Source organism: Psychrobacter sp. H25 (assembly GCF_059076335.1).
Genome location: NZ_JCACRV010000001.1, coordinates 1,362,930 through 1,383,932, shown reverse-complemented (window position 1 = coordinate 1,383,932; position 21,003 = coordinate 1,362,930). Strand labels below are relative to the sequence as shown.

The 21,003-nt window shown below is 44.1% G+C and carries 14 protein-coding genes, 4 tRNA genes and 3 rRNA genes; 15 read left to right on the top strand and 6 right to left on the bottom strand.

Annotated features, from left to right (window positions below; all coding sequences use genetic code 11):
• Nucleotides 1-668 precede the first annotated feature (668 nt).
• The 13 genes from AC5JPO_RS05410 (at nucleotide 669) to AC5JPO_RS05350 (ending at nucleotide 10,752) form a co-directional block, all read left to right on the top strand.
• Nucleotides 669-2,207, top strand: a 16S ribosomal RNA gene (locus AC5JPO_RS05410).
• 73 nt (nucleotides 2,208-2,280) lie between these two features.
• Nucleotides 2,281-2,357, top strand: a tRNA-Ile gene (locus AC5JPO_RS05405).
• Between the two features lie 10 nt (nucleotides 2,358-2,367).
• A tRNA-Ala gene (locus tag AC5JPO_RS05400) sits at nucleotides 2,368-2,443 on the top strand.
• A gap of 351 nt (nucleotides 2,444-2,794) precedes the next feature.
• Nucleotides 2,795-5,650: ribosomal RNA gene (locus AC5JPO_RS05395) — 23S ribosomal RNA — on the top strand.
• Between the two features lie 163 nt (nucleotides 5,651-5,813).
• Nucleotides 5,814-5,927 (top strand): 5S ribosomal RNA (rrf, locus tag AC5JPO_RS05390).
• The 16S, 23S and 5S rRNA genes sit together here with 2 tRNA genes alongside, the layout of an rRNA operon.
• Before the next feature lie 289 nt (nucleotides 5,928-6,216).
• Nucleotides 6,217-6,657 carry a thiol-disulfide oxidoreductase DCC family protein gene (locus tag AC5JPO_RS05385; protein ID WP_493853484.1) on the top strand — a complete coding sequence of 147 codons (441 nt, stop codon included), beginning with the start codon at nucleotides 6,217-6,219 and terminating at the stop codon, nucleotides 6,655-6,657.
• Complete coding sequence (locus AC5JPO_RS05380; protein ID WP_493853483.1) at nucleotides 6,644-7,024, top strand: DoxX-like family protein; 381 nt, start codon at nucleotides 6,644-6,646, stop codon at nucleotides 7,022-7,024. Before AC5JPO_RS05385 ends, AC5JPO_RS05380 begins: the two co-directional genes overlap by 14 nt.
• Nucleotides 7,025-7,149: 125 nt before the next feature.
• The gene (locus AC5JPO_RS05375) at nucleotides 7,150-7,629 is read left to right on the top strand and encodes a hypothetical protein (protein ID WP_493853482.1); all 480 of its coding nucleotides are present in this window, start codon (nucleotides 7,150-7,152) and stop codon (nucleotides 7,627-7,629) included.
• Nucleotides 7,630-7,724: 95 nt separating this feature from the next.
• The gene (locus AC5JPO_RS05370) at nucleotides 7,725-8,114 is read left to right on the top strand and encodes a hypothetical protein (RefSeq protein ID WP_493853481.1); all 390 of its coding nucleotides are present in this window, start codon (nucleotides 7,725-7,727) and stop codon (nucleotides 8,112-8,114) included.
• 51 nt (nucleotides 8,115-8,165) lie between these two features.
• On the top strand, nucleotides 8,166-9,005 hold the full coding sequence (locus AC5JPO_RS05365) for a HEPN domain-containing protein (protein WP_493853480.1): 840 nt from the start codon (nucleotides 8,166-8,168) through the stop codon (nucleotides 9,003-9,005).
• Between the two features lie 97 nt (nucleotides 9,006-9,102).
• On the top strand, nucleotides 9,103-9,516 hold the full coding sequence (locus tag AC5JPO_RS05360) for an OsmC family protein (RefSeq protein WP_493853479.1): 414 nt from the start codon (nucleotides 9,103-9,105) through the stop codon (nucleotides 9,514-9,516).
• 1 nt (nucleotide 9,517) lies between these two features.
• The gene (locus tag AC5JPO_RS05355) at nucleotides 9,518-9,982 is read left to right on the top strand and encodes a flavodoxin family protein (RefSeq protein WP_493853478.1); all 465 of its coding nucleotides are present in this window, start codon (nucleotides 9,518-9,520) and stop codon (nucleotides 9,980-9,982) included.
• Between the two features lie 110 nt (nucleotides 9,983-10,092).
• Nucleotides 10,093-10,752, top strand: a complete 660-nt coding sequence (locus AC5JPO_RS05350) for a DUF938 domain-containing protein (RefSeq protein WP_493853477.1) — start codon at nucleotides 10,093-10,095, stop codon at nucleotides 10,750-10,752.
• Between the two features lie 95 nt (nucleotides 10,753-10,847).
• Here AC5JPO_RS05350 and AC5JPO_RS05345 read toward each other — a convergent pair whose 3' ends face one another.
• On the bottom strand, nucleotides 10,848-11,639 hold the full coding sequence (locus AC5JPO_RS05345; RefSeq protein WP_493853476.1) for a dienelactone hydrolase family protein: 792 nt from the start codon (nucleotides 11,637-11,639) through the stop codon (nucleotides 10,848-10,850).
• Between the two features lie 425 nt (nucleotides 11,640-12,064).
• Between AC5JPO_RS05345 and AC5JPO_RS05340 the strand changes: the two genes are divergently transcribed.
• Both AC5JPO_RS05340 and AC5JPO_RS05335 read left to right on the top strand, forming a co-directional pair.
• A complete protein-coding gene (locus AC5JPO_RS05340; RefSeq protein WP_493853475.1) occupies nucleotides 12,065-14,152 on the top strand; it encodes a catalase in 2,088 nt (695 codons plus the stop codon).
• A 302-nt stretch (nucleotides 14,153-14,454) separates the two neighbouring features.
• The gene (locus tag AC5JPO_RS05335; protein WP_319049899.1) at nucleotides 14,455-15,243 is read left to right on the top strand and encodes an MBL fold metallo-hydrolase; all 789 of its coding nucleotides are present in this window, start codon (nucleotides 14,455-14,457) and stop codon (nucleotides 15,241-15,243) included.
• A 69-nt stretch (nucleotides 15,244-15,312) separates the two neighbouring features.
• On the opposite strand, the gene AC5JPO_RS05330 is transcribed toward AC5JPO_RS05335, so the two are convergent.
• The 5 genes from AC5JPO_RS05330 to AC5JPO_RS05310 all read right to left on the bottom strand — a co-directional run bounded on the left by AC5JPO_RS05330 (nucleotide 15,313) and on the right by AC5JPO_RS05310 (nucleotide 20,868).
• Nucleotides 15,313-15,388 (bottom strand) — tRNA-Lys (locus AC5JPO_RS05330).
• Nucleotides 15,389-15,585: 197 nt separating this feature from the next.
• Nucleotides 15,586-15,661, bottom strand: a tRNA-Lys gene (locus AC5JPO_RS05325).
• Nucleotides 15,662-15,856: 195 nt separating this feature from the next.
• Nucleotides 15,857-17,806, bottom strand: a complete 1,950-nt coding sequence (locus AC5JPO_RS05320) for a MacB family efflux pump subunit (RefSeq protein WP_493854011.1) — start codon at nucleotides 17,804-17,806, stop codon at nucleotides 15,857-15,859.
• A 287-nt stretch (nucleotides 17,807-18,093) separates the two neighbouring features.
• Nucleotides 18,094-19,416 (bottom strand): efflux RND transporter periplasmic adaptor subunit, encoded by a 1,323-nt coding sequence (locus tag AC5JPO_RS05315; protein ID WP_493853474.1) that lies wholly within the window; start codon nucleotides 19,414-19,416, stop codon nucleotides 18,094-18,096.
• A gap of 378 nt (nucleotides 19,417-19,794) precedes the next feature.
• Nucleotides 19,795-20,868 carry a DNA polymerase III subunit delta gene (locus AC5JPO_RS05310; protein ID WP_493853473.1) on the bottom strand — a complete coding sequence of 358 codons (1,074 nt, stop codon included), beginning with the start codon at nucleotides 20,866-20,868 and terminating at the stop codon, nucleotides 19,795-19,797.
• Between the last annotated feature and the right edge of the window lie 135 nt (nucleotides 20,869-21,003).

The window sequence follows — 21,003 nt, the reverse complement described above, 5'->3', positions numbered from 1 at the left end:
TAAAAGCTTACTTAGAGAGTTCTATAGTCATAGAAACAATTTAGGTGGGTAAAGTCCTGCTAATAGAAAGCGACAAATATTGTTTATAGACTTCCCTTGCATTCTTAATAGATATGCGTATAATGCCACCCAGTCGAAAGGGAAGTGGTTTACTGATTTGAACGATGTAGATTGTTTGAATTAAATTAAAAATACTTCTTGACTAAACAAATAAAGCGTCTATAATACGCCCTCATCAGACGGACAAGCGGTGACTAATATGTAAATTACATATTAATAACGCAGTTAACCTGGTGAAACAAATTATAAAAAGTCTTGACAAATCAAATCATTATGATAAGATAGTCGGCTCGCTAGATAGCTTAACCGGAGACGGATTGGCTAGATGGCAAAAGAAATACCCTATATATCGATGACTGGACGACAGTGATTGAGACTATTTAAAAGCATAACTAAAGAACAACTTGTGTGGATTTTTGCTGATTCAGAATGCTAAAAAATAAAGTTGACTATCTTTTCTTTTCGGGAAGATTATTAACTATAAAAATTATCATTTAAGACAGCAGAAAAACTCAAAGTTAATTCATTACGAACATAATTTTTAGCGATTTTGCCAGATTAGATGAGCCAAGTTTAGAAGCTTCTTTAAAGAGCTTCATAGCAAGATTAAACTGAAGAGTTTGATCATGGCTCAGATTGAACGCTGGCGGCAGGCTTAACACATGCAAGTCGAGCGGAAACGATGGTAGCTTGCTACCAGGCGTCGAGCGGCGGACGGGTGAGTAATACTTAGGAATCTACCTAGTAGTGGGGGATAGCACGGGGAAACTCGTATTAATACCGCATACGTCCTACGGGAGAAAGGGGGCAACTTGTTGCTCTCGCTATTAGATGAGCCTAAGTCGGATTAGCTAGATGGTGGGGTAAAGGCCTACCATGGCGACGATCTGTAGCTGGTCTGAGAGGATGATCAGCCACACCGGGACTGAGACACGGCCCGGACTCCTACGGGAGGCAGCAGTGGGGAATATTGGACAATGGGGGAAACCCTGATCCAGCCATGCCGCGTGTGTGAAGAAGGCCTTTTGGTTGTAAAGCACTTTAAGCAGTGAAGAAGACTCTTCGGTTAATACCCGGAGACGATGACATTAGCTGCAGAATAAGCACCGGCTAACTCTGTGCCAGCAGCCGCGGTAATACAGAGGGTGCAAGCGTTAATCGGAATTACTGGGCGTAAAGCGAGCGTAGGTGGCTTGATAAGTCAGATGTGAAATCCCCGGGCTTAACCTGGGAACTGCATCTGAAACTGTTAGGCTAGAGTAGGTGAGAGGGAAGTAGAATTTCAGGTGTAGCGGTGAAATGCGTAGAGATCTGAAGGAATACCGATGGCGAAGGCAGCTTCCTGGCATCATACTGACACTGAGGCTCGAAAGCGTGGGTAGCAAACAGGATTAGATACCCTGGTAGTCCACGCCGTAAACGATGTCTACTAGTCGTTGGGTCCCTTGAGGACTTAGTGACGCAGCTAACGCAATAAGTAGACCGCCTGGGGAGTACGGCCGCAAGGTTAAAACTCAAATGAATTGACGGGGGCCCGCACAAGCGGTGGAGCATGTGGTTTAATTCGATGCAACGCGAAGAACCTTACCTGGTCTTGACATATCTAGAATCCTGCAGAGATGCGGGAGTGCCTTCGGGAATTAGAATACAGGTGCTGCATGGCTGTCGTCAGCTCGTGTCGTGAGATGTTGGGTTAAGTCCCGCAACGAGCGCAACCCTTGTCCTTAGTTACCAGCGGGTTAAGCCGGGAACTCTAAGGATACTGCCAGTGACAAACTGGAGGAAGGCGGGGACGACGTCAAGTCATCATGGCCCTTACGACCAGGGCTACACACGTGCTACAATGGTAGGTACAGAGGGCAGCTACACAGCGATGTGATGCGAATCTCAAAAAGCCTATCGTAGTCCAGATTGGAGTCTGCAACTCGACTCCATGAAGTAGGAATCGCTAGTAATCGCGGATCAGAATGCCGCGGTGAATACGTTCCCGGGCCTTGTACACACCGCCCGTCACACCATGGGAGTTGATTGCACCAGAAGTGGATAGCTTAACCTTCGGGGGAGCGTTCACCACGGTGTGGTTGATGACTGGGGTGAAGTCGTAACAAGGTAGCCGTAGGGGAACCTGCGGCTGGATCACCTCCTTATAGACAGCATTCGGTCAGCAAGAATTCACAACAAGTTGTTCTTTAGTTTAAGCTTACGTTTTAGGACGTATTAGGGTCTGTAGCTCAGCTGGTTAGAGCACCGTGTTGATAACGCGGGGGTCAGTGGTTCGAGTCCACTTAGACCCACCATTTATATAATGGGGCCATAGCTCAGTTGGTAGAGCGCCTGCCTTGCACGCAGGAGGTCAACGGTTCGACTCCGTTTGGCTCCACCACTACTTTAGTTAAGCTTAGAGTGCTAAATAAAAATAGGTATCAAATAGAAACAAGTGATTCATCTTTGAATAAAGACACGATTACTTCTTTCTGTTTTATACAGAATCTGTGACTCGACGAGAGCATAGAGACTATTTAAAAACATAGATATGAGTCTGGGTTAGGAAGAGCGTGTTCACGCGTACTTCTTAACCTTAATAACTCACCTCTTAACGACATCAGTTGTTATCCCAGGGGTGAGTTATTAAAAAAGTAAAGAGAACTGAATCAAGCGTATAAACATAGGTGATATCGTTATCATAATTAGATTGTATGACACTTTGGAGTCGAAAGACTACTTGGGGTTGTATGGTCAAGTAATGAAGCGCACATGGTGGATGCCTTGGCAGTCAGAGGCGATGAAAGACGTGACAGCCTGCGATAAGCTTCGGGGAGGCGGCAATATCCTGTGATCCGGAGATTTCTGAATGGGGAAACCCAGCTAGCATAAGCTAGTTATCCTAATTTATTAGGAAGCGAACGAGGGGAAGTGAAACATCTCAGTACCCTTAGGAATAGACATCAATTGAGATTCCCCTAGTAGCGGCGAGCGAACGGGGAGAAGCCGATTAGTACTAATGTAGAAGAACAGCGTGGGAAAGCTGACCGTAGTAGGTGATAGTCCTGTATTCGAAACATTAGCATTAACATATTAAGTAGAGCGGGGCACGAGAAATCCTGTTTGAAGATGGGGGGACCATCCTCCAAGGCTAAATACTCCTGACTGACCGATAGTGAACCAGTACCGTGAGGGAAAGGCGAAAAGAACCCCTGTGAGGGGAGTGAAATAGAACCTGAAACCGTGTGCGTACAAGCAGTGGGAGCCTACTTGTTAGGTGACCGCGTACCTTTTGTATAATGGGTCAGCGACTTATGTTCTGTAGCAAGGTTAACCGTTTAGGGGAGCCGTAGGGAAACCGAGTCTTAATAGGGCGAATAGTTGCAGGGCATAGACCCGAAACCGAGTGATCTATCCATGAGCAGGTTGAAAGTGCCGTAACAGGCACCGGAGGACCGAACCCACTGTCGTTGAAAAGCCAGGGGATGACTTGTGGATAGGGGTGAAAGGCTAATCAAACTCGGTGATAGCTGGTTCTCCCCGAAAGCTATTTAGGTAGCGCCTCGGACGAACACCATTGGGGGTAGAGCACTGTTTCGGCTAGGGGGTCATACCGACTTACCAAACCGATGCAAACTCCGAATACCGATGAGTGATATCCGGGAGACACACAGTGGGTGCTAACGTCCATTGTGGAGAGGGAAACAACCCAGACCGCCAGCTAAGGCCCCAAATTCCTAGTTAAGTGGGAAACGAGGTGGGAAGGCATAGACAGCTAGGAGGTTGGCTTAGAAGCAGCCATCCTTTAAAGAAAGCGTAATAGCTCACTAGTCGAGTCGGCCCGCGCGGAAGATGTAACGGGGCTCAAACTAGGAGCCGAAGCTGCGGATTTGAATTTGTTTTCAAGTGGTAGGGGAGCGTTGTGTAAGCCTGTGAAGGTGTGTTGTAAAGCATGCTGGAGGTATCACAAGAGCGAATGCTGACGTGAGTAACGATAATGCGAGTGAAAAGCTCGCACGCCGGAAGATCAAGGGTTCCAGTCCAACGTTAATCGGGGCTGGGTGAGTCGACCCCTAAGGCGAGGCCGAAAGGCGTAGTCGATGGGAAATCGGTTAATATTCCGATACTTGTTTATAATGCGATGGAGGGACGGAGAAGGTTATGTCAGCCTGGCGTTGGTTGTCCAGGTGAAAGGATGTAGGTTTATAGCTTAGGTAAATCCGGGCTATTCTATACCGAGATCTGATAGCAAGTCCTACTTGTAGGACGAAGTGGCAAATACCATGCTTCCAGGAAAAGCTTCTAAGCAATAGTTATAAACGAATCGTACCCTAAACCGACACAGGTGATCAGGTAGAGAATACCAAGGCGCTTGAGAGAACTCTGCTGAAGGAACTAGGCAAAATGGTACCGTAACTTCGGGAGAAGGTACGCTGTTGGTGGTGATAGGACTTGCTCCTTGAGCTGCTGGCAGTCGCAGATACCAGGCTGCTGCAACTGTTTATTAAAAACACAGCACTCTGCAAACACGAAAGTGGACGTATAGGGTGTGATGTCTGCCCGGTGCTGGAAGGTTAATTGATGGGGTTAGCGTAAGCGAAGCTCTTGATCGAAGCCCCAGTAAACGGCGGCCGTAACTATAACGGTCCTAAGGTAGCGAAATTCCTTGTCGGGTAAGTTCCGACCTGCACGAATGACATAATGATGGCAGCGCTGTCTCCAGCAGAGACTCAGTGAAATCGAAATCGCAGTGAAGATGCTGTGTACCCGCGGCTAGACGGAAAGACCCCGTGAACCTTTACTACAGCTTTACATTGAACTTTGACCTGACTTGTGCAGGATAGGTGGGAGGCTTTGAAGCCGAGACGCTAGTCTTGGTGGAGCCAATCTTGAAATACCACCCTGGTCATGTTGGGGTTCTAACTCAGGTATAACAATACCGAGGACAATGTATGGTGGGTAGTTTGACTGGGGCGGTCTCCTCCTAAAGAGTAACGGAGGAGTACGAAGGTGCGCTCAGACCGGTCGGAAATCGGTCGTAGAGTATAAAGGCAAAAGCGCGCTTAACTGCGAGACCCACAAGTCGAGCAGGTACGAAAGTAGGTCTTAGTGATCCGGTGGTTCTGTATGGAAGGGCCATCGCTCAACGGATAAAAGGTACTCTGGGGATAACAGGCTGATACCGCCCAAGAGTTCATATCGACGGCGGTGTTTGGCACCTCGATGTCGGCTCATCTCATCCTAGGGCTGAAGCAGGTCCTAAGGGTATGGCTGTTCGCCATTTAAAGAGGTACGCGAGCTGGGTTTAGAACGTCGTGAGACAGTTCGGTCCCTATCTACCGTGGGCGTTGGAAATTTGAGAGGATCTGCTCCTAGTACGAGAGGACCAGAGTGGACGAACCACTGGTGTTCGGGTTGTCATGCCAATGGCATTGCCCGGTAGCTACGTTCGGATGGGATAACCGCTGAAAGCATCTAAGCGGGAAGCCCACCTCAAGATTAGATTTCCCTAAAGAGCCGTTCAAGACTAGGACGTTGATAGGCAGGGTGTGGAAGCACAGCGATGTGTGTAGCTAACCTGTACTAATTGCTCGTTTGGCTTGACCATACAACACCCAAGTGGTTTGTATGCAAGTCTAATTATCTGTCGTAGACAGAACATTTCGATATCACCTTTGACCTTGATTCAGTTAGGTTACAAGTTGATCGACCATAAACTAAACATTTATAGTCAAACAATAAAAACAACAGACTCATATCTAACCCCCTTTGCTGACGACAATAGCGCGATGGCCCCACCTGATCCCTTCCCGAACTCAGAAGTGAAACATCGTTGCGCCAATGGTAGTGTGGTTCGCCCATGTGAGAGTAGGTCATCGTCAGCTCTCTATTCTAAAGTAAAAGCCCCCAACGCTAACGCGTTGGGGGCTTTTCTTTGTCTATAGTTTTGTTTCTACTCTAGTCAACCTCATTAGTTATCTCTACCTAGTTACTTTCTCTATCCATGTCCCATGTTATTGCATGTTTTTATTCTTATACTTGTTTTTTGCCTAATTTTGGCTATCTATTATTAAGACTCATCAGACCACAATCTACTTTTACATTTAGATTGTTGCTTATCCATATTAGTGTTAAATTTACTCAACAATAAGTGGTTATTTGAAAGAGCAAAAAATGAATACTGATAAACTCCCTCCTAATGTTGGTGTCTCAGATAAAGTCATTCTCTTCGATGGCGTTTGTAAGCTATGTAACGTATGGAGTAATTTTATCCTTAAGTATGATAGTAAGAAGATCTTCAAGTTGTGTAGTGTGCAATCAGAAGAGGGCCAAGCAATACTGCTTTATTTCGGGCTACCTACCGACTCTTATGAAACCATGCTCTATGTAGAAGGTAACCAGTCCTTCCAAAAGAGTAATGCTTTTTTTCAAGTAATGTCAAAATTAGGTTATCCATGGAAAGGGGTTTGTATTTTTAAGATTATTCCAACACCTATACTAGATTGGATGTATGACCGTATCGCATTGAATCGTTATCGTCTGTTTGGTAAATATGACTACTGTGCTCTACCATTGCCAGAGAATAAGGCACGTTTTTTAGATGCAAAAAGATAAGCTTGCTTATGTCTCGTTCATTAGCAGAGTTCTATTAGGGTTTTTATTTATCTATCACGGCTTGGTGCCCAAGATATTATGGTTGAGTGCAGTCGAAGTGCATTTAGTCTCGATTAGTGGTCTTGGTGTACCTGCCAAGATAGCCTCACCATTAGCGGGTATTGGTGAGATAGTCTTGGGTTGTGCAATCATATTTCTCAATAAGTCCAACACTCCTGTGTATATAGGCGCGGCTATTCTACTCTTGCTATTACTCTTTGTAGCTGTAGCAAGTCCAATGTATTTGATAGGTGCATTTAATCCCGTTACGACCAATATTCTAGGTCTGGGTTTTTGCTATCTGATTTTATTTATAGATAAGACATAAACACTAACCAAAATAGGTGCAAATTCATCCGAGATTTCATATGTTGAAAAGACATGTCAATATACAGCACACGTTGTATCCTATAATTTAGTCTAATTGAAGTAATACTATAAAAAGAGAGTGAAATGGACATCGAGCAAGAATTTTCAGAGAAAGTTCAAGAATATCTACATGGACTCACCGCGAGTATAAAACCAATTTTAAAAGAACTAATCGAATATGATTATCCAAAAGAAGTGACCAGTCTAGAGTTTGAAATATTTGCGGATGGATTCACACAAGGGTTCCCAGTCAGGGCTTTCTTTATGGATTCAGATGATTCTGAGCACTTCGTTTATATCAACGATGAGGCTCAATATCCTTCTCCTGTTGATCCAGAGTTGTTGGAGATAGAGCATGTCTACCCTTATAAGCTTGAAGAGAAATATACTAATCAGGATGAAGATTTTGACCCATGGAGTATCGCCATTGATGAGCTTATTCAGTGGTTTTCGGAGTGCTGGAGAGAGGTAGGCGGAAAATCCTTTCCATTAAAAGCAAGCATCGCGCCTCATGACAATGATGAGGTGTATAACCTTGTAGAGGGTAAGTGGGAACAAGGGTAAAAGTATACGAGGGTAGAGGTTATTAGAGTGCTCTATTGACTGACATAATCAAAGTCAAACTCGTTAGCTAATAATTATATTTTACAGAGGTATTAATGGAGCTTTTTGATATAGCGGTAAGAGTAGCTGAGCTAGGTCTGGTCGTATATGAAAATTATGATGAGCAAGAAATTCAGATTGCAAGACCTGCATCACTGCAAGGTTCCTTGTTTCGAGGTTGGACTGAAGATGAGTTGTCAGCGATTGGTACTACTTTATTAACAATTAATGCGCCTTCAGCGAAAGTTACTATGAGAGGAAAAGGTAGAAAGGCTAAATATTTGGTTAATATCAGTATGTCTGCTGCACCAGGTCCTGGACCAGAGTGGTTTAATGAGGAATTTAAAGATACTCAAGCAGTATTTGAAGCGATAAAAGAATGCTACTTCTCTGATCGAGTAGATTCTAGCAATGCGTCATTGGAAAGCTGGTTTGCCCACAGGTAGTAATTAAGAGTTGATACGTCTCCAGTACCGAACTTGAGATCTGCACAGAACATGAGTATTACTGCTGTATATATTATTCAGGTGTGTGTTTATGATAAATATCAAAATCTATCAATAATTATACTAAGAGGTGAATTTATGAGACCTCGAAGAATCACAAGTAAATTAAGAGATGAGCTTATAGAATTAAAAAATAGTAGAGGAGCTATCGATCAGCTGTTTTTAAATTACTTAAATAATTTCAGCGAAAATGCTAAATTAACTCATTTTTTATTAAATAGCAGTTTCCCAATAAAGTCTGTCGCTCATAGACAGTATTTTGTTTTCTTGGTTAGTTCATTGGAAACATTTTTTAGAGATCTATTTGTTTACATACATTCAATAGACGATGAAATGATGAATGAACTTCTAAAGAATTTTAAGAATACTAATGATTGCTACACGTTAGAAGATTTTTCGTTAATTGAAATACTTAGTAAGAGTTTTAATTTTCAAAATGTGAATGATGTTGAGGTTGCATTTGGCCAACTATGGGATAATGGCTTCTTAGATACTATTTGCAACTCTTCGATAAACCCTTGTGGTTTTAATGGTAAGGTGTTTCAGAACCTATGTATTAACAATATGATTCCGAATTGGAAAAGTATATTTAATGAGGTTTTTACTACCAGACATAAAGTGATTCACGATGCTAATTTTCGACCCAATAATAATATAAAGACAATTCAAACAGCAGAAGCCTTGTTTGCACTTATACCTCAATTTACTACGCTTTTGATAGCTAAAAAATATAAACTACCATCAATGTTTTTGGAAAATGAAGATGGTATTTGCCCTTATATATTCTCAATTCAAGATATATTGGTGGAAGACTGGCATATTGTCGAATAACAAAGTAGTCTAATGTTTGGCTCAGTTAAAACATACAAAAATAGGTACTTGCTTTTAGTCTGATATTTGATTTTCTACAAATAAAAAAGAGAACCCCATGACCACATCAAAAGTAACTTATCAAGGCAATTTACGCACCCAAGCTATCCATTTGCAGTCGAATAATCAAATCATTACCGATGCGCCGATGGACAACCACGGTAAGGGCGAGGCTTTTTCTCCGACTGACTTGCTAGCGACCAGTTTGGGCAGTTGCATCTTAACGATTATTGGTATCAAAGCCGAAGCAATGGATATCGATATCTCAGGTACGACCGCAGAAGTTACCAAAGTCATGGCCGCCAAACCAAGACGTGTGAGTGAAATACATGTGATAGTTAATTTTTCAAAAGCATTAGATGAAAGTACCTTAAAACGTTTTTATAAAACTGCATTGACCTGTCCGGTAAGCAATAGCTTGGATCCTGCCATTACTCAAAACTTAGTGTTTAATAATGGCACGGACACTTAATATGCCTACTAAGACTCTACTTATCGTTGCTCATGCACCATCGCCCAATACTCAGAAATTGGCGCAGGCGGCTTTTGATGGTGCTAATCATCCTGATATAGATATCACTGTCATTTTGAAATCACCGCAGGACACGCAGCCAGAAGATGTATTGGCTGCTGATGCGTTACTGCTAGGCACAACTGAAAATCTAGCGTATATGGCAGGGCTGACCAAAGACTTCTTTGATCGTTGCTACTATCCAGTGCTAGAAGAGAAGCAAGGTATGCCATTTGCGGTATATATACGGGCAGGGCATGACGGTACAGGTACCAAGCTTGCGCTCAAAACGATTACAACGGGGCTACGTTGGTCATGGGTTCAAGAGGCGTTGATACTACAAGGCGATTGGCAAGACAGCTTTGCTGAGCAACTAGAAGAGCTTGCTATGACGCTTGCTGCTGGGGTAGAGGCAGGAATTTACTAGTAGAAGTTGCTTTGTCATTATTAAACTAAGGCAGTCTTGGATAGTACTTGTTAATCTACTGCTATCAGCTATCAATACTGAGAGTATAATAACGGTCTGGGAGGATAGTGATGCATGACGATAATATGGAAAGTGATCATCTCAATAACAAAGAAGATATTGCTGCCTTGCCGTTTTCTCAAGCGTGTGAAAATAATAAACAGCCTATTATGCAAGTGCTGCAAACAGAGCTACAATGTTTCAACCATGTGCTAGAAATTGGTTCTGGGACAGGTCAGCATAGTGTGTACTTTGCACCTAACTTGCCTGAGATACAGTGGCAAACGAGTGATGTCACTAGTAATCATCGTCACATAGCAGCTTGGCACAACGCTTACCCAGCACCTAACTTATATGCGCCATTGGCATTTGATTTGAATACAGATGCAATACCTTTCAGCAGTCGCGCAGATAAGCACTACGATGCGATATTCACTGCCAACACCTTGCATATTATCAGTTGGAATTTGGTCAAGCGCTTGTTTGCATTGGCTAGTGATGCGCTATCTGTTAATGGCAAGCTGATTGTATATGGTCCATTTAACGAGCATGGTACATATACTAGTGAAGGCAACCAACGATTTGATACGATGCTAAGAGCAGGTAACGCTAATAGCGGTATTCGGAATAAGGAAGACGTAGTCCATTTAGCAAATTCGCATCACTTAAAACTTATAAATACTTATACGATGCCCGCTAACAATCAGCTGTTGGTATTCCGAAAATACTAAATAACTGATGCTGCAAAAAAAAACCTCAATCGATCGTTATCAGATCTTAATTGAGGTGTTTTTTTTACGTCTACATATTTATTTGCGCAGCTATATTATTTATATTCTTCTGCCAAAAAGTCCAAGTAGCGCTTCCAAGAGCGCTCATCGGCACGAGCATCGTATCTGTCGCTACCAAAGACGCTAAAGGCATGTGGCGCGCCGCTGTATGTTACCATTTCATGCGGTATATTAGCCGCTTCTAAGGTTTTACCCAAAGTAGCGAAGCTCTCCAGCGAGACAGACTCATCAGCAGATCCATGAAATACTAAAATCTCTCCAGTGGTGTTGTCATAGCTCTGACCTGTTGGCACCTCAAAGGCACCGTGGAAGGGTACAAAGGCTTTTTGCTCAAAGCCTGAGCGTGCTAGCTCTAACGCTACCGTACCACCAAAACAATACCCCATAGTTGTGCCTTTACGCACATCATTACCTTGTAGCTGTCCTGCTGTTAATGCCCCTGCCAATATGCGGCGCATCTTGTTGCGGTCATCGTATAGCTCTCCTGTTAACCGCTTGTTTTCTTCAACAGAGGTAGGACGAATGCCTTGCCCAAACATATCTGCTGCCAGTACGTTATAACCTTCAGCTGCCAACATGTCAGCGCGTTTGCGCTCATAGTCAGTTAAACCATCCCAATCATGAATCAGTAAGATAAAAGGCGCGTTAGCCTTATCTGCTTTGGCGTAATAACCTTCGTAAGTTTGGTTCTCCACTGTATAAGTAACATTTTTGGTGGTGATAGCAGCAGCCGTTTGACTGACTGTTAATGCCATCAAACCCATTGATGCACCCACTAATAATGAGCGATAAGGTTTTTTGGTCGGGGAGTTTAAAGTTTGTAACATGGTAGATGGCCTTATAGTTATATAAATTAGTCATGTGAAAAGATAAATATAAGGCTAAAACTATGCCAATGTATTTATCGATTGTCTCTAATACTCTCCAAAAGCATACCTGAAACAATAACTATATTACAAGATTCTATTGTTAACGTTGATGCACCGCTAAGAGAGCTTAAAAATAGGAATTTATGATGACTGCAAACCTTAACCAAACATCAACAAGGTTTACCACCTATGCAACTTAATTTTTGAGTACTATAAGCCGTATGCCTTTTATTCTTTTATGTTTTTTAATAATTGGTCATGCAAAACACAGAGAAATAACCGACATATGAAGTCACTATTATCTCAAAGGAATCAGCACCCTGTGTAAACCTATTTCTAATGGTCCTATAAGAGACCATTTTACTTATTAGCTAGGATTTTTTATGAATAAGAATATCGATCATACCGACCCAGCAAAGGACATGAACACTGAGCGCGGTAATGGAGGGGAAACCCATCAACGTGCAGGCGACGACACCAAGGTTTTGACCACCCAACAAGGCGTGGCTATTGGTGACAATCAGAACTCACTAAAAGCAGGCGAACGCGGTCCTACTTTGTTAGAAGACTTTGTATTGCGTGAAAAAATCAACCATTTTGACCATGAGCGTATCCCTGAGCGTATCGTTCACGCACGCGGTAGTGCCGCCCATGGTTACTTTGAGCTGACTGAATCGTTAGAAGAGTATACCACTGCCAAAATCTTGACAGAAACTGGTAAGCAAACCCCATTGTTTACTCGTTTTTCGACGGTTGCTGGTAATAAAGGTTCAAAAGATACGCCACGTGATGTACGCGGGTTCTCTGTAAAAGTATACACAGAAGAAGGTAACTGGGATATCGTTGGTAACAACATGCCGATCTTCTTTATCCAAGATGCTATCAAGTTTCCAGATTTGATTCACGCCGTAAAACCTGAACCAGATCGCGGTTTCCCGCAAGCGGCATCTGCTCATGATACGTTTTGGGATTTTGTCTCGCTGAGCCCTGAAACCATGCACAATCTGATTTGGCTTATGAGTGATCGCGGACTACCACGTAGCCTACGCATGATGGAAGGTTTTGGTATTCATAGCTATCGCTTAATCAATAAAGAAGGTAAGAGCACGTTTGTACGTTTCCATTGGAAGCCAGTACTGGGCGTGCAGTCGACCACATGGGACGAAGCTGTAAAAATCTCTGGTGCAGATCCTGATTATCATCGCCGTGATTTGTTCGAGTCTATCGACAATGAGATGTATCCTGAATGGGAGTTTGGGGTGCAGTTGTTTACGGAAGAGGAAGCAAACAACTTCCCGTTTGATCACCTAGATGCGACCAAGCTTATCCCTGAAGAAACCGTACCTGTAAAGATCATCGGTAAAATGGTCTTGAATCGCAATGTAGATAATTTCTTTGCAGAGACAGAACAAGTCGCATTCTGCCCATCACATGTCGTGCCAGGTATCGATTATAGTAACGATCCACTATTGCAAGGACGTCTGTTCAGTTACTTAGATACGCAGCTGTCACGCTTGGGCTCACCGAACTTTGCACAGATTCCAATCAATGCACCAAAATGTCCGTTTGCTAATAATCAGCAAGATGGTCATATGCAAATGCAAGTGCCTAAAACGCGTGTTATGTATGAGCCACAAAGCCTGGATCCAACACGTCCACGTGAAAGCGTTAAACGCGGATTTGAATCGTTCCATGAACGGTTGGACGATGGTGTAAAAGGTCGCGTAAGAGCAGAGAGTTTTGCAGATCATTATAGTCAACCACGTATGTTCTATCGCAGCCAGACAGCGACAGGACAAGCACATATTGCCTCTGCGTATGCGTTTGAGCTGGGTAAAGTAGATACTGCGCATGTACGTACTCGTACCCTTAGCCATCTGCGTCACATCGATGAAGATTTAGCCAATCGTGTGGCCACAGCGCTCGGTATGGACCTACCAGAGCCTGCAGATGCTGCGACACCTGTGCAAGACTTAGGTACTTCTGAAGCTGTGCAGACCATCGGTATCACGCCTAAGAGTCTAAAAGGACGTTTGGTTGGTATTTTAGTTGCTGAAGGTTCTAGTCATAGCGAAGTTGCGAAGTTTGAAAAGGCGGCTGTCGACGCTGGCGCTAGTGTCAAGATCGTCGCTCCTAACAAAGAAGTGACGTTAGACGATGGCACGAAGATCCAAACTGACGAGCGTTTGGCTGGTGCTCCTTCTGTACTCTTTGATGCCATTGTCAGTATTATTATGCATCCACCAGCTAAGAAATTGGCAATGGATAGCGCGGCGTTAGACTGGTTCAATGATGCTTATGCACATTGTAAAGCGATTGCTTATTGCCCTGCGACCGAAGAGCATATTTTGAGCAAATTACCTATCGAAAAAGATGCATTTGTGACGCCGCTTGATAATGTAGATGGTTTTATCGAAAACGCTAAAACTCGTCTATGGGAGCGGGAGCCAAAGGTACGTGACCTCGCGTAATTATATATAGTGCACTGGGCATGTCTCAGTAGAGGTAGGGGCAGCTGTCAGTTGAACCATACCTAAAGCGCTATAGAACAGTCATATCGAATGTTGTCTCAAACCCAGCCAAAGTGCTGGGTTTTTGCTTTTTGCATTTAGGATTATGATTGACAAGGCCATTTTTGCTTAGCTATTTATAGGCGTTTTTATAGTCACAAGCGTTCACTCAAAGGCATTTTATTTGGAGTGGTGGGCGCTATACTAAATAAGGTTTACGATATACAAACTTATAAGAATAATGAATGCGCTAGGGAATGCCAATGAGTTTATGCAAAATTATACGTTTAGAGGGGTACATCCAAAGTACTTATCTTGCGGTGTATCCAGATAAAATCATGCTACTAGATGGTGGCTGCCGTGCGGACGTACCGATGGTGCTTGATTACATCAAAACGATCTTGAAGCGACCCATAACTGATCTAAAGGTAGTGGTGGTCACGCACATGCATCCTGATCATGCTGGCGGTGCACGTAAGTTTCGGCAAAAGACCGGTTGCCTCATCGTCTCATCTGACAAAAAAGGTCAATGGTACGGCGGTATTGGGGGACGCGCGATGCACTTCGTAGATATACATCTGGGATACTACGTGGCCAGACGTCAAGGACGCCAATTCAAAAACCTATACTACTCTGCAAGTCTCAAACCAGATATAACGGTTACAGATGGCGATCTGGTCCCGGAGTTTGATGAGTGGCAGGTATTGGAGACGCCGGGGCATACCGATCGTGATTTGTCGTTGTTTCATCTGCCCAGTCGCCAAGTATATACGGCTGACTTAATAATCAAATTGCGCCATAAGTTCGTAGCACCTTTTCCTGTCTACAGCCCTGTAGACTATGTGCAGTCACTAAAGAAAATAAAAGCATTGAAGCCGTCAATGGTGCTTATGGCGCATGGTCGAGAGTTGGCAATGAGTACAGCAGAGTTTGATGCCTTTATTGCTCAAGCGCCTAAACATCCACGTACCATCAAAGACACGATCAAGCACAAACTACTGTGGCGCAGAAAGGATAAGTCTCGACTTTTTAAGCGTAAATCAGACAAGTGATTGTAGATAGATAAAAGCGCAGACAAAAAAAAGCCCAGTTACTATTATAGTAACTGGGCTTCCTAAATATGGTGGGCTGTCCGCGACTCGAACGCGGGACCAATTGATTAAAAGTCAACTGCTCTACCAACTGAGCTAACAGCCCTGAGTAAGGATTAAATGAAGTATTGCTTCATCTGAGTGCAAGAGAATCTATATTTCGTAAATTCTAAAAACACTATATCCAAACTAGGTTTGCATTTTACTGCAAGTAAAAATTCTAGTTAAAGAATTTTTTAAAACTTACCTTTATTAATCTACTGCCGGATAGGGCAGAACGATCAATAAAGATTAAACTAAATATGGTGGGCTGTCCGCGACTCGAACGCGGGACCAATTGATTAAAAGTCAACTGCTCTACCAACTGAGCTAACAGCCCTAACGTTTAAAGTGTTTGTATCCCTAAACGTGAGAGCACATTATATATATAATTATGACAATTACAACCCCGAACCATAAAAAAAGTGTAAATCTCTTATAAAATTGCTTATTTATTTAAGTTTCTTTGGATTTTAGGGGTTATGTCGGTATTGATACGCTTTAGATTTGGCTAAAACGTATCAACAAGTGATAATTAGTCTCGAGATAGTGCTTCTACTGGGTCCAGTTTGGCTGCATTGCGAGCTGGTAAGAAGCCAAAAACAACACCAATCAGGGTAGAGCAAACGAAAGCGGCAATAATCGAGGTCGGTGAGTAAATGACTTTAAAGTTGTCACCGCCGACACTATTGATCAACTCACCAATGGCAAAGGCCAGTCCGATACCAATGAGACCGCCCAAGATGCAGACCAACACCGCTTCAATCAAAAATTGCTGCATGATATCGCTTTGGCGTGCACCGACCGCCATACGTACGCCAATCTCATTGGTACGCTCAGTGACAGAAACCAACATGATATTCATCACCCCGATACCGCCAACTATCAACGAAATAACCGCCACGGACGAAATCAATAAAGTCATCGTTCCTGTCGTCGACTCAATAGTCTGACGAATAGAGTCAGAATTTCGTATTTGAAAGTCATCTTTGCCATGGCGACTCTCTATGAGATCAGAGATGGCAGTCTCGGCGGCGCTCGAAGAAATGCTATCGTCTAACAAAGCCACAAAGCGGTCGATATTGGTACTACCAGTAATACGAGACATGACGGTGGTATAGGGCATGTATATGGTAGGTGTGGTGACATCTGGACCAAAACCACCATCACTTTCTTCAAGTACTCCAATCACGCGACCTGGCACACTACCAATCAAAATCACTTCACCGATAGGGTTGTCAGCATCAGTGAAAAAGGTTTGCTTGGCATTGTCATCAATAATGATATCTTGGCTACGTAAGTTGATGCTCTTTGCATCAAACCCTTGACCCAATGCCAATGTCTCACCAGTGACCTCTAGATAGTCTTTACCAACGCCGTTGACGGTAGCGTCCTCTTGTACACTACGATAGCGCACACTAGAGCTTGCATTGACTTGTGGACTGACGCTGATGATATAAGGCTGATTGCCCACAGCTTGGGCGTCCTCTGGCGTAAGATTATCATCATTATAACGTCGTCTAGGATCGCCTCTAGGGTAGCCGTCATTGACAGTGATAGTGTTAGTACCAAGAGAGCTGATATTAGCCAGTATTTGCTGCTGAGAGCCTTGCCCGAGACCAACGATAGAGACTACTGCTGCGATACCGATAATGATACCCAGCATGGTCAATAGGGTACGCATTTTGTGCGCGCGCATAGCCAGCAAAGACATTTTGAAGGCTTCAAGCAAACGATCGACAAAACTGCCAAACGCGCTTTTGCGATGACCACCCAAAATAGACTCTGGTTGTTTCTGTGTGTGCTTATAATGCTCTGTCTTATAATCAGCAATAACATAACCGTCTTTAAGCTCAATCACGCGCTCAGCTTGAGCTGCAAGCTTGGGGTCATGGGTCACCATGATGATGGTATGACCCTGTGCGCTCAGATCATGCAATATCGCCATCACATCTTCGCCGGACTTGCTATCCAAAGCACCAGTTGGCTCATCTGCCAGAATAACATCACCACCGTTCATCAACGCGCGAGCAACAGAAACACGCTGCTGCTGTCCACCTGAGAGTTGATTGGGACGGTTATTGACCTTGCTACCAAGTCCTAAGTCTGTGAGTAGCTTTTCGGCGCGGTTGGTACGCGCCTCAGTATCCATACCTGCATAAACAGCGGGAACGGCAACGTTGTCCTTGGCGCTGATATCACCAAGCAGATGATAACGCTGGAAAATAAAGCCAAAATGCTCGCGGCGTAGTTCTGCTAACTGATCAGCGTCCAGCTTGCTTGCTGACTGACCATATATTTTATAATCCCCTGCTGTCGCTTGATCCAAACAGCCCAATATGTTCATCAAGGTGGACTTACCGGAGCCGGACTGCCCAATGATAGCGACCATCTCGCCTTGATTGATCGTCAGATTGATATCGTGCAAGACTCTAATGGTCTGCTCGCCAGCAGGAAACTCTCGGATGATACCAGACAGCTGCATAATTGGCTTATCAGCATGTGTGTCATTGTTGTCTGGTCCTACTTCTGCTGGGCTTGATCCTACCGAGTCTGCTTCTGATGGGCTGGGTGACCCATCGACCGATTCATACGACTCATACGACTCATACGACTCATACGACTCTGAGTCTTTATGCGGGTGACCGTCAGGCGACGGTTTGGAAGAGTGAGGTATAGTCATAGCAATGTCTTCAATAGAGGGTAGTCAGTGTCGCAGTACAGGGCTCTTTTGCTTGAGCCCTATATCAATCAACAGGTATAAAGCACAAGTTACATTCGCGGTCCACCAGGTACGCGGCCGCCTGAGTTATTAGCACTTTCTTCACTGATGATGACTTCTTCGCCTTCTTTTAGACCACTTAGGATTTGTGCATTTACTCGGTTATCAATACCGACTTCTACAGTACGCTCTTCTACAGTGCCGTCATCTTTTAGTACCCGTACAAATTTACCGGTGGCTGCACTACCTTTTTCCTTGCCTTTAGAACGCTTTTCTTGTATCACTGTTGACGGTACTAAAAGCGCGTTTTTGGCTTCATTGACAATGATATAAATCTGCGCGGTCATATCAATACGAAATAAACGGTCAGGGTTTGGAACCTCTACATAGCCAACATAGTAAATAGCAGCATCCGTTGAGCTGGTGTCACTGATTTGTTCTGGGGCAGGTTCAATCGCAGTCAACGTCGCATCATACTGCTGATCTGGATTACCAATGATATTGAAATAAGCGGGCATCCCAGCACTGACATTGATCACGTCAGCTTCAGAGATTTGAGCATTGATACGTACTGTTGATAGATCAGCAAGCGTTACCAAGGTTGGCGCCGTCTGATTGGCATTAACGGTGGTGCCTTGTTCTGTCGTGATAGAGACTACCGTACCTGATATAGGGGCGCGGATGGTGGTGTAGCTGAGATCTTCTTCTGCTGTACTGACATTGGTACGTGATTTGCGTAGGGCTGCTTGTTGACTGTTGATATTGGCTTCAGTGGTCGCAATGGCTGCCTTTGCGGTATCGATAGCAGCACGAGCATTGGCAACAGCTGCTTTAGCCGTCTCGACACTGGTCGCTTGCGTATCGTATTCTTGCTGCGAGATAGCATCGATAGCGACTAAGTCTTGCAAGCGCGCAAAATCAGACTGTGTTTGTTTGAGTTCAGACTGACGGCTGGCGAGATCAGCATACGCGCTTTTTAGTGCTGCTTGTTTGCTGAGCGCTTCTGCTTGTGCACTTTGTAGAGCGGCTTCGCTCTGCTCGAGGCTCGCTTGCTCATTGCTCAGGCTGTTTTTTTGGGTGACCTGGTCAATTTGGGCGATCAAATCGCCTTGCTTTACCTCATCACCCACTTCAACGTACAGGCGTTTTACTTCACCAGATACCTGCGCCCCTACATCGACAGTATTTAAGGCTTTGACCTTACCTGAGGCCATGACGTTATTTTCAATATCGCCAATCTCAGCCGTCGCAGTCAGATAGTTGGGGGTGGTTTCTTCTGGTTTTAAGAAGGTATAGGCTAAAGCCCCTAGGGCTATGACGACTAAGGCGATAACGCCCCATTTGATAGCAGACTTTTTGCTCATTTTGCGCATGACAACAATCCAATCACAATTAAATCAAGTGTAGATATAGTAGAGACTTCATGTACAAAAGGGAATGGTAATTAGTTTACGAAAGGTTAAGGTCGTTTTAGCAGAAACGACATGACAGTAAGTGAGCGACTAGGAAAAGGTAGATATTAGATGGGTAACACTTGAGGAGGATAGCGTGCTGTAGATGGAGGGGGTTAGTAGGACTATCTCTATAAAGAAGGCAATAGAAAGTGATATTTGATGACTATGACTACGACTACGAATACGACTACGAATACGACTACGAATACGACTACGAATACGACTACGAATAGGGGTAGAAGTACAGATACAGGCTTGATGGTTGGTTTTTTAACGACTAAATACTGTCATAGGAGGTCAGCGCATCGCAAATAAGCGCTTACCTGCTAATTCTAATGCTGCTTGCAACAGCAGTTCCCATGCTGGCTGGCGAACAAGGCCTTTAATGGCTTGGTCACAGCGATAGAGCAGGGCTGGCCATTCAGCAGTTTGAGATTGCGACTGGCGACGACAAGCCTGCTGATACAGCCCCTGCTTACTACGCCAGATACCAAGCGCCTGAGGATCTTGTCCATCCATTAGCTGTATAATCTGGCGCATGTCTTTGCTGATCGCCCACAGTACCAAGGTAGTCGGCTCGTCAGTCGCCTTTAATTGGAACATGATTTTGGCAACTTGCGTGCTATTACCCGCAAGCATGGCATCAGACAAGTCAAACACACTAAATTGAGCATCACTCACTAGAGCGGCTTGTAGATCTTTAATATCTAATGCCACATTATTCATCGATTGTGGAGCATTACTCGGCAGTTCGCTATCTTCATTATTCGTAGCTAATTGCGGTGCAAACAGATATGACAGTCGCCATAGCGTTTGGTAGGCACTGAGTAGATGGTGCTCAGTATGAGACATCAGGAGTTGCCACGCTTCTTGTGACAGTCGTAACCCAAAATTTTGCGCCTGTATTTGTAGTAACTGCTGACGCTGCTGCTCATTGTATAAATTGCAGTCAATGACAGTGCCATATTTTGCAAAAGGAGCAAACCATTTACTGCTCTGGCTACGTTTGTCTTGCTTGGGTGTCAGCCACAACAAACTATGACTGCCTGCGTTTGTCTGCGCTTCTACGGCAAAGCGTTCTAGCTCAGCAAGGACGGCTTTGTCAGGCTTATGATTGCCTGTCACGATCAAAGCGCTAGCATCATCGAATAGAGATTGGCTACCAAGCTCTGACAGCACCTCTTGCCAGCTTTTGACGGATATCAGCTCGATACGTTTTATGGCGTAGTTTTGCGCGCGCCAATGCGAACGAAGCGCATCAATCAGCCATTGACTGAGTAATGGCTCATCACCATGCGCCAGCCACAAGCCCGCTACCGCAACTGAAGGTTGCAGTAGTTTTGGATAGGCTTGTATAAAGGTATCTTGCATAGAGTGATAGGACACAGGTTGGTAAGCAGGTGATAGCATTTGCAATAATGCAGTAATATAACGAGCGCTTTCGAACCTGCTTAGCTGACTAACTGGCTCATTAACTAAATATAGTACGTACGCTCGTTATGATTC

Excerpts from the sequence above, each read along its gene's own strand:
- AC5JPO_RS05370 (WP_493853481.1), top strand. The coding sequence starts at position 7,725 with ATGGAGCTTTTTGATATAGCGGTAAGAGTAGCTGAGCTAGGTCTGGTC.
- AC5JPO_RS05320 (WP_493854011.1), bottom strand. The coding sequence starts at position 17,806 with ATGCAGCTGTCTGGTATCATCCGAGAGTTTCCTGCTGGCGAGCAGACC.
- AC5JPO_RS05360 (WP_493853479.1), top strand. The coding sequence starts at position 9,103 with ATGACCACATCAAAAGTAACTTATCAAGGCAATTTACGCACCCAAGCT.
- AC5JPO_RS05340 (WP_493853475.1), top strand. The coding sequence starts at position 12,065 with ATGAATAAGAATATCGATCATACCGACCCAGCAAAGGACATGAACACT.
- AC5JPO_RS05355 (WP_493853478.1), top strand. The coding sequence starts at position 9,518 with ATGCCTACTAAGACTCTACTTATCGTTGCTCATGCACCATCGCCCAAT.
- AC5JPO_RS05310 (WP_493853473.1), bottom strand. The coding sequence starts at position 20,868 with ATGCAAGATACCTTTATACAAGCCTATCCAAAACTACTGCAACCTTCA.
- AC5JPO_RS05380 (WP_493853483.1), top strand. The coding sequence starts at position 6,644 with ATGCAAAAAGATAAGCTTGCTTATGTCTCGTTCATTAGCAGAGTTCTA.
- AC5JPO_RS05365 (WP_493853480.1), top strand. The coding sequence starts at position 8,166 with ATGAGTATTACTGCTGTATATATTATTCAGGTGTGTGTTTATGATAAA.
- AC5JPO_RS05335 (WP_319049899.1), top strand. The coding sequence starts at position 14,455 with ATGAGTTTATGCAAAATTATACGTTTAGAGGGGTACATCCAAAGTACT.
- AC5JPO_RS05350 (WP_493853477.1), top strand. The coding sequence starts at position 10,093 with ATGCATGACGATAATATGGAAAGTGATCATCTCAATAACAAAGAAGAT.
- AC5JPO_RS05385 (WP_493853484.1), top strand. The coding sequence starts at position 6,217 with ATGAATACTGATAAACTCCCTCCTAATGTTGGTGTCTCAGATAAAGTC.
- AC5JPO_RS05315 (WP_493853474.1), bottom strand. The coding sequence starts at position 19,416 with ATGCGCAAAATGAGCAAAAAGTCTGCTATCAAATGGGGCGTTATCGCC.
- AC5JPO_RS05345 (WP_493853476.1), bottom strand. The coding sequence starts at position 11,639 with ATGTTACAAACTTTAAACTCCCCGACCAAAAAACCTTATCGCTCATTA.
- AC5JPO_RS05375 (WP_493853482.1), top strand. The coding sequence starts at position 7,150 with ATGGACATCGAGCAAGAATTTTCAGAGAAAGTTCAAGAATATCTACAT.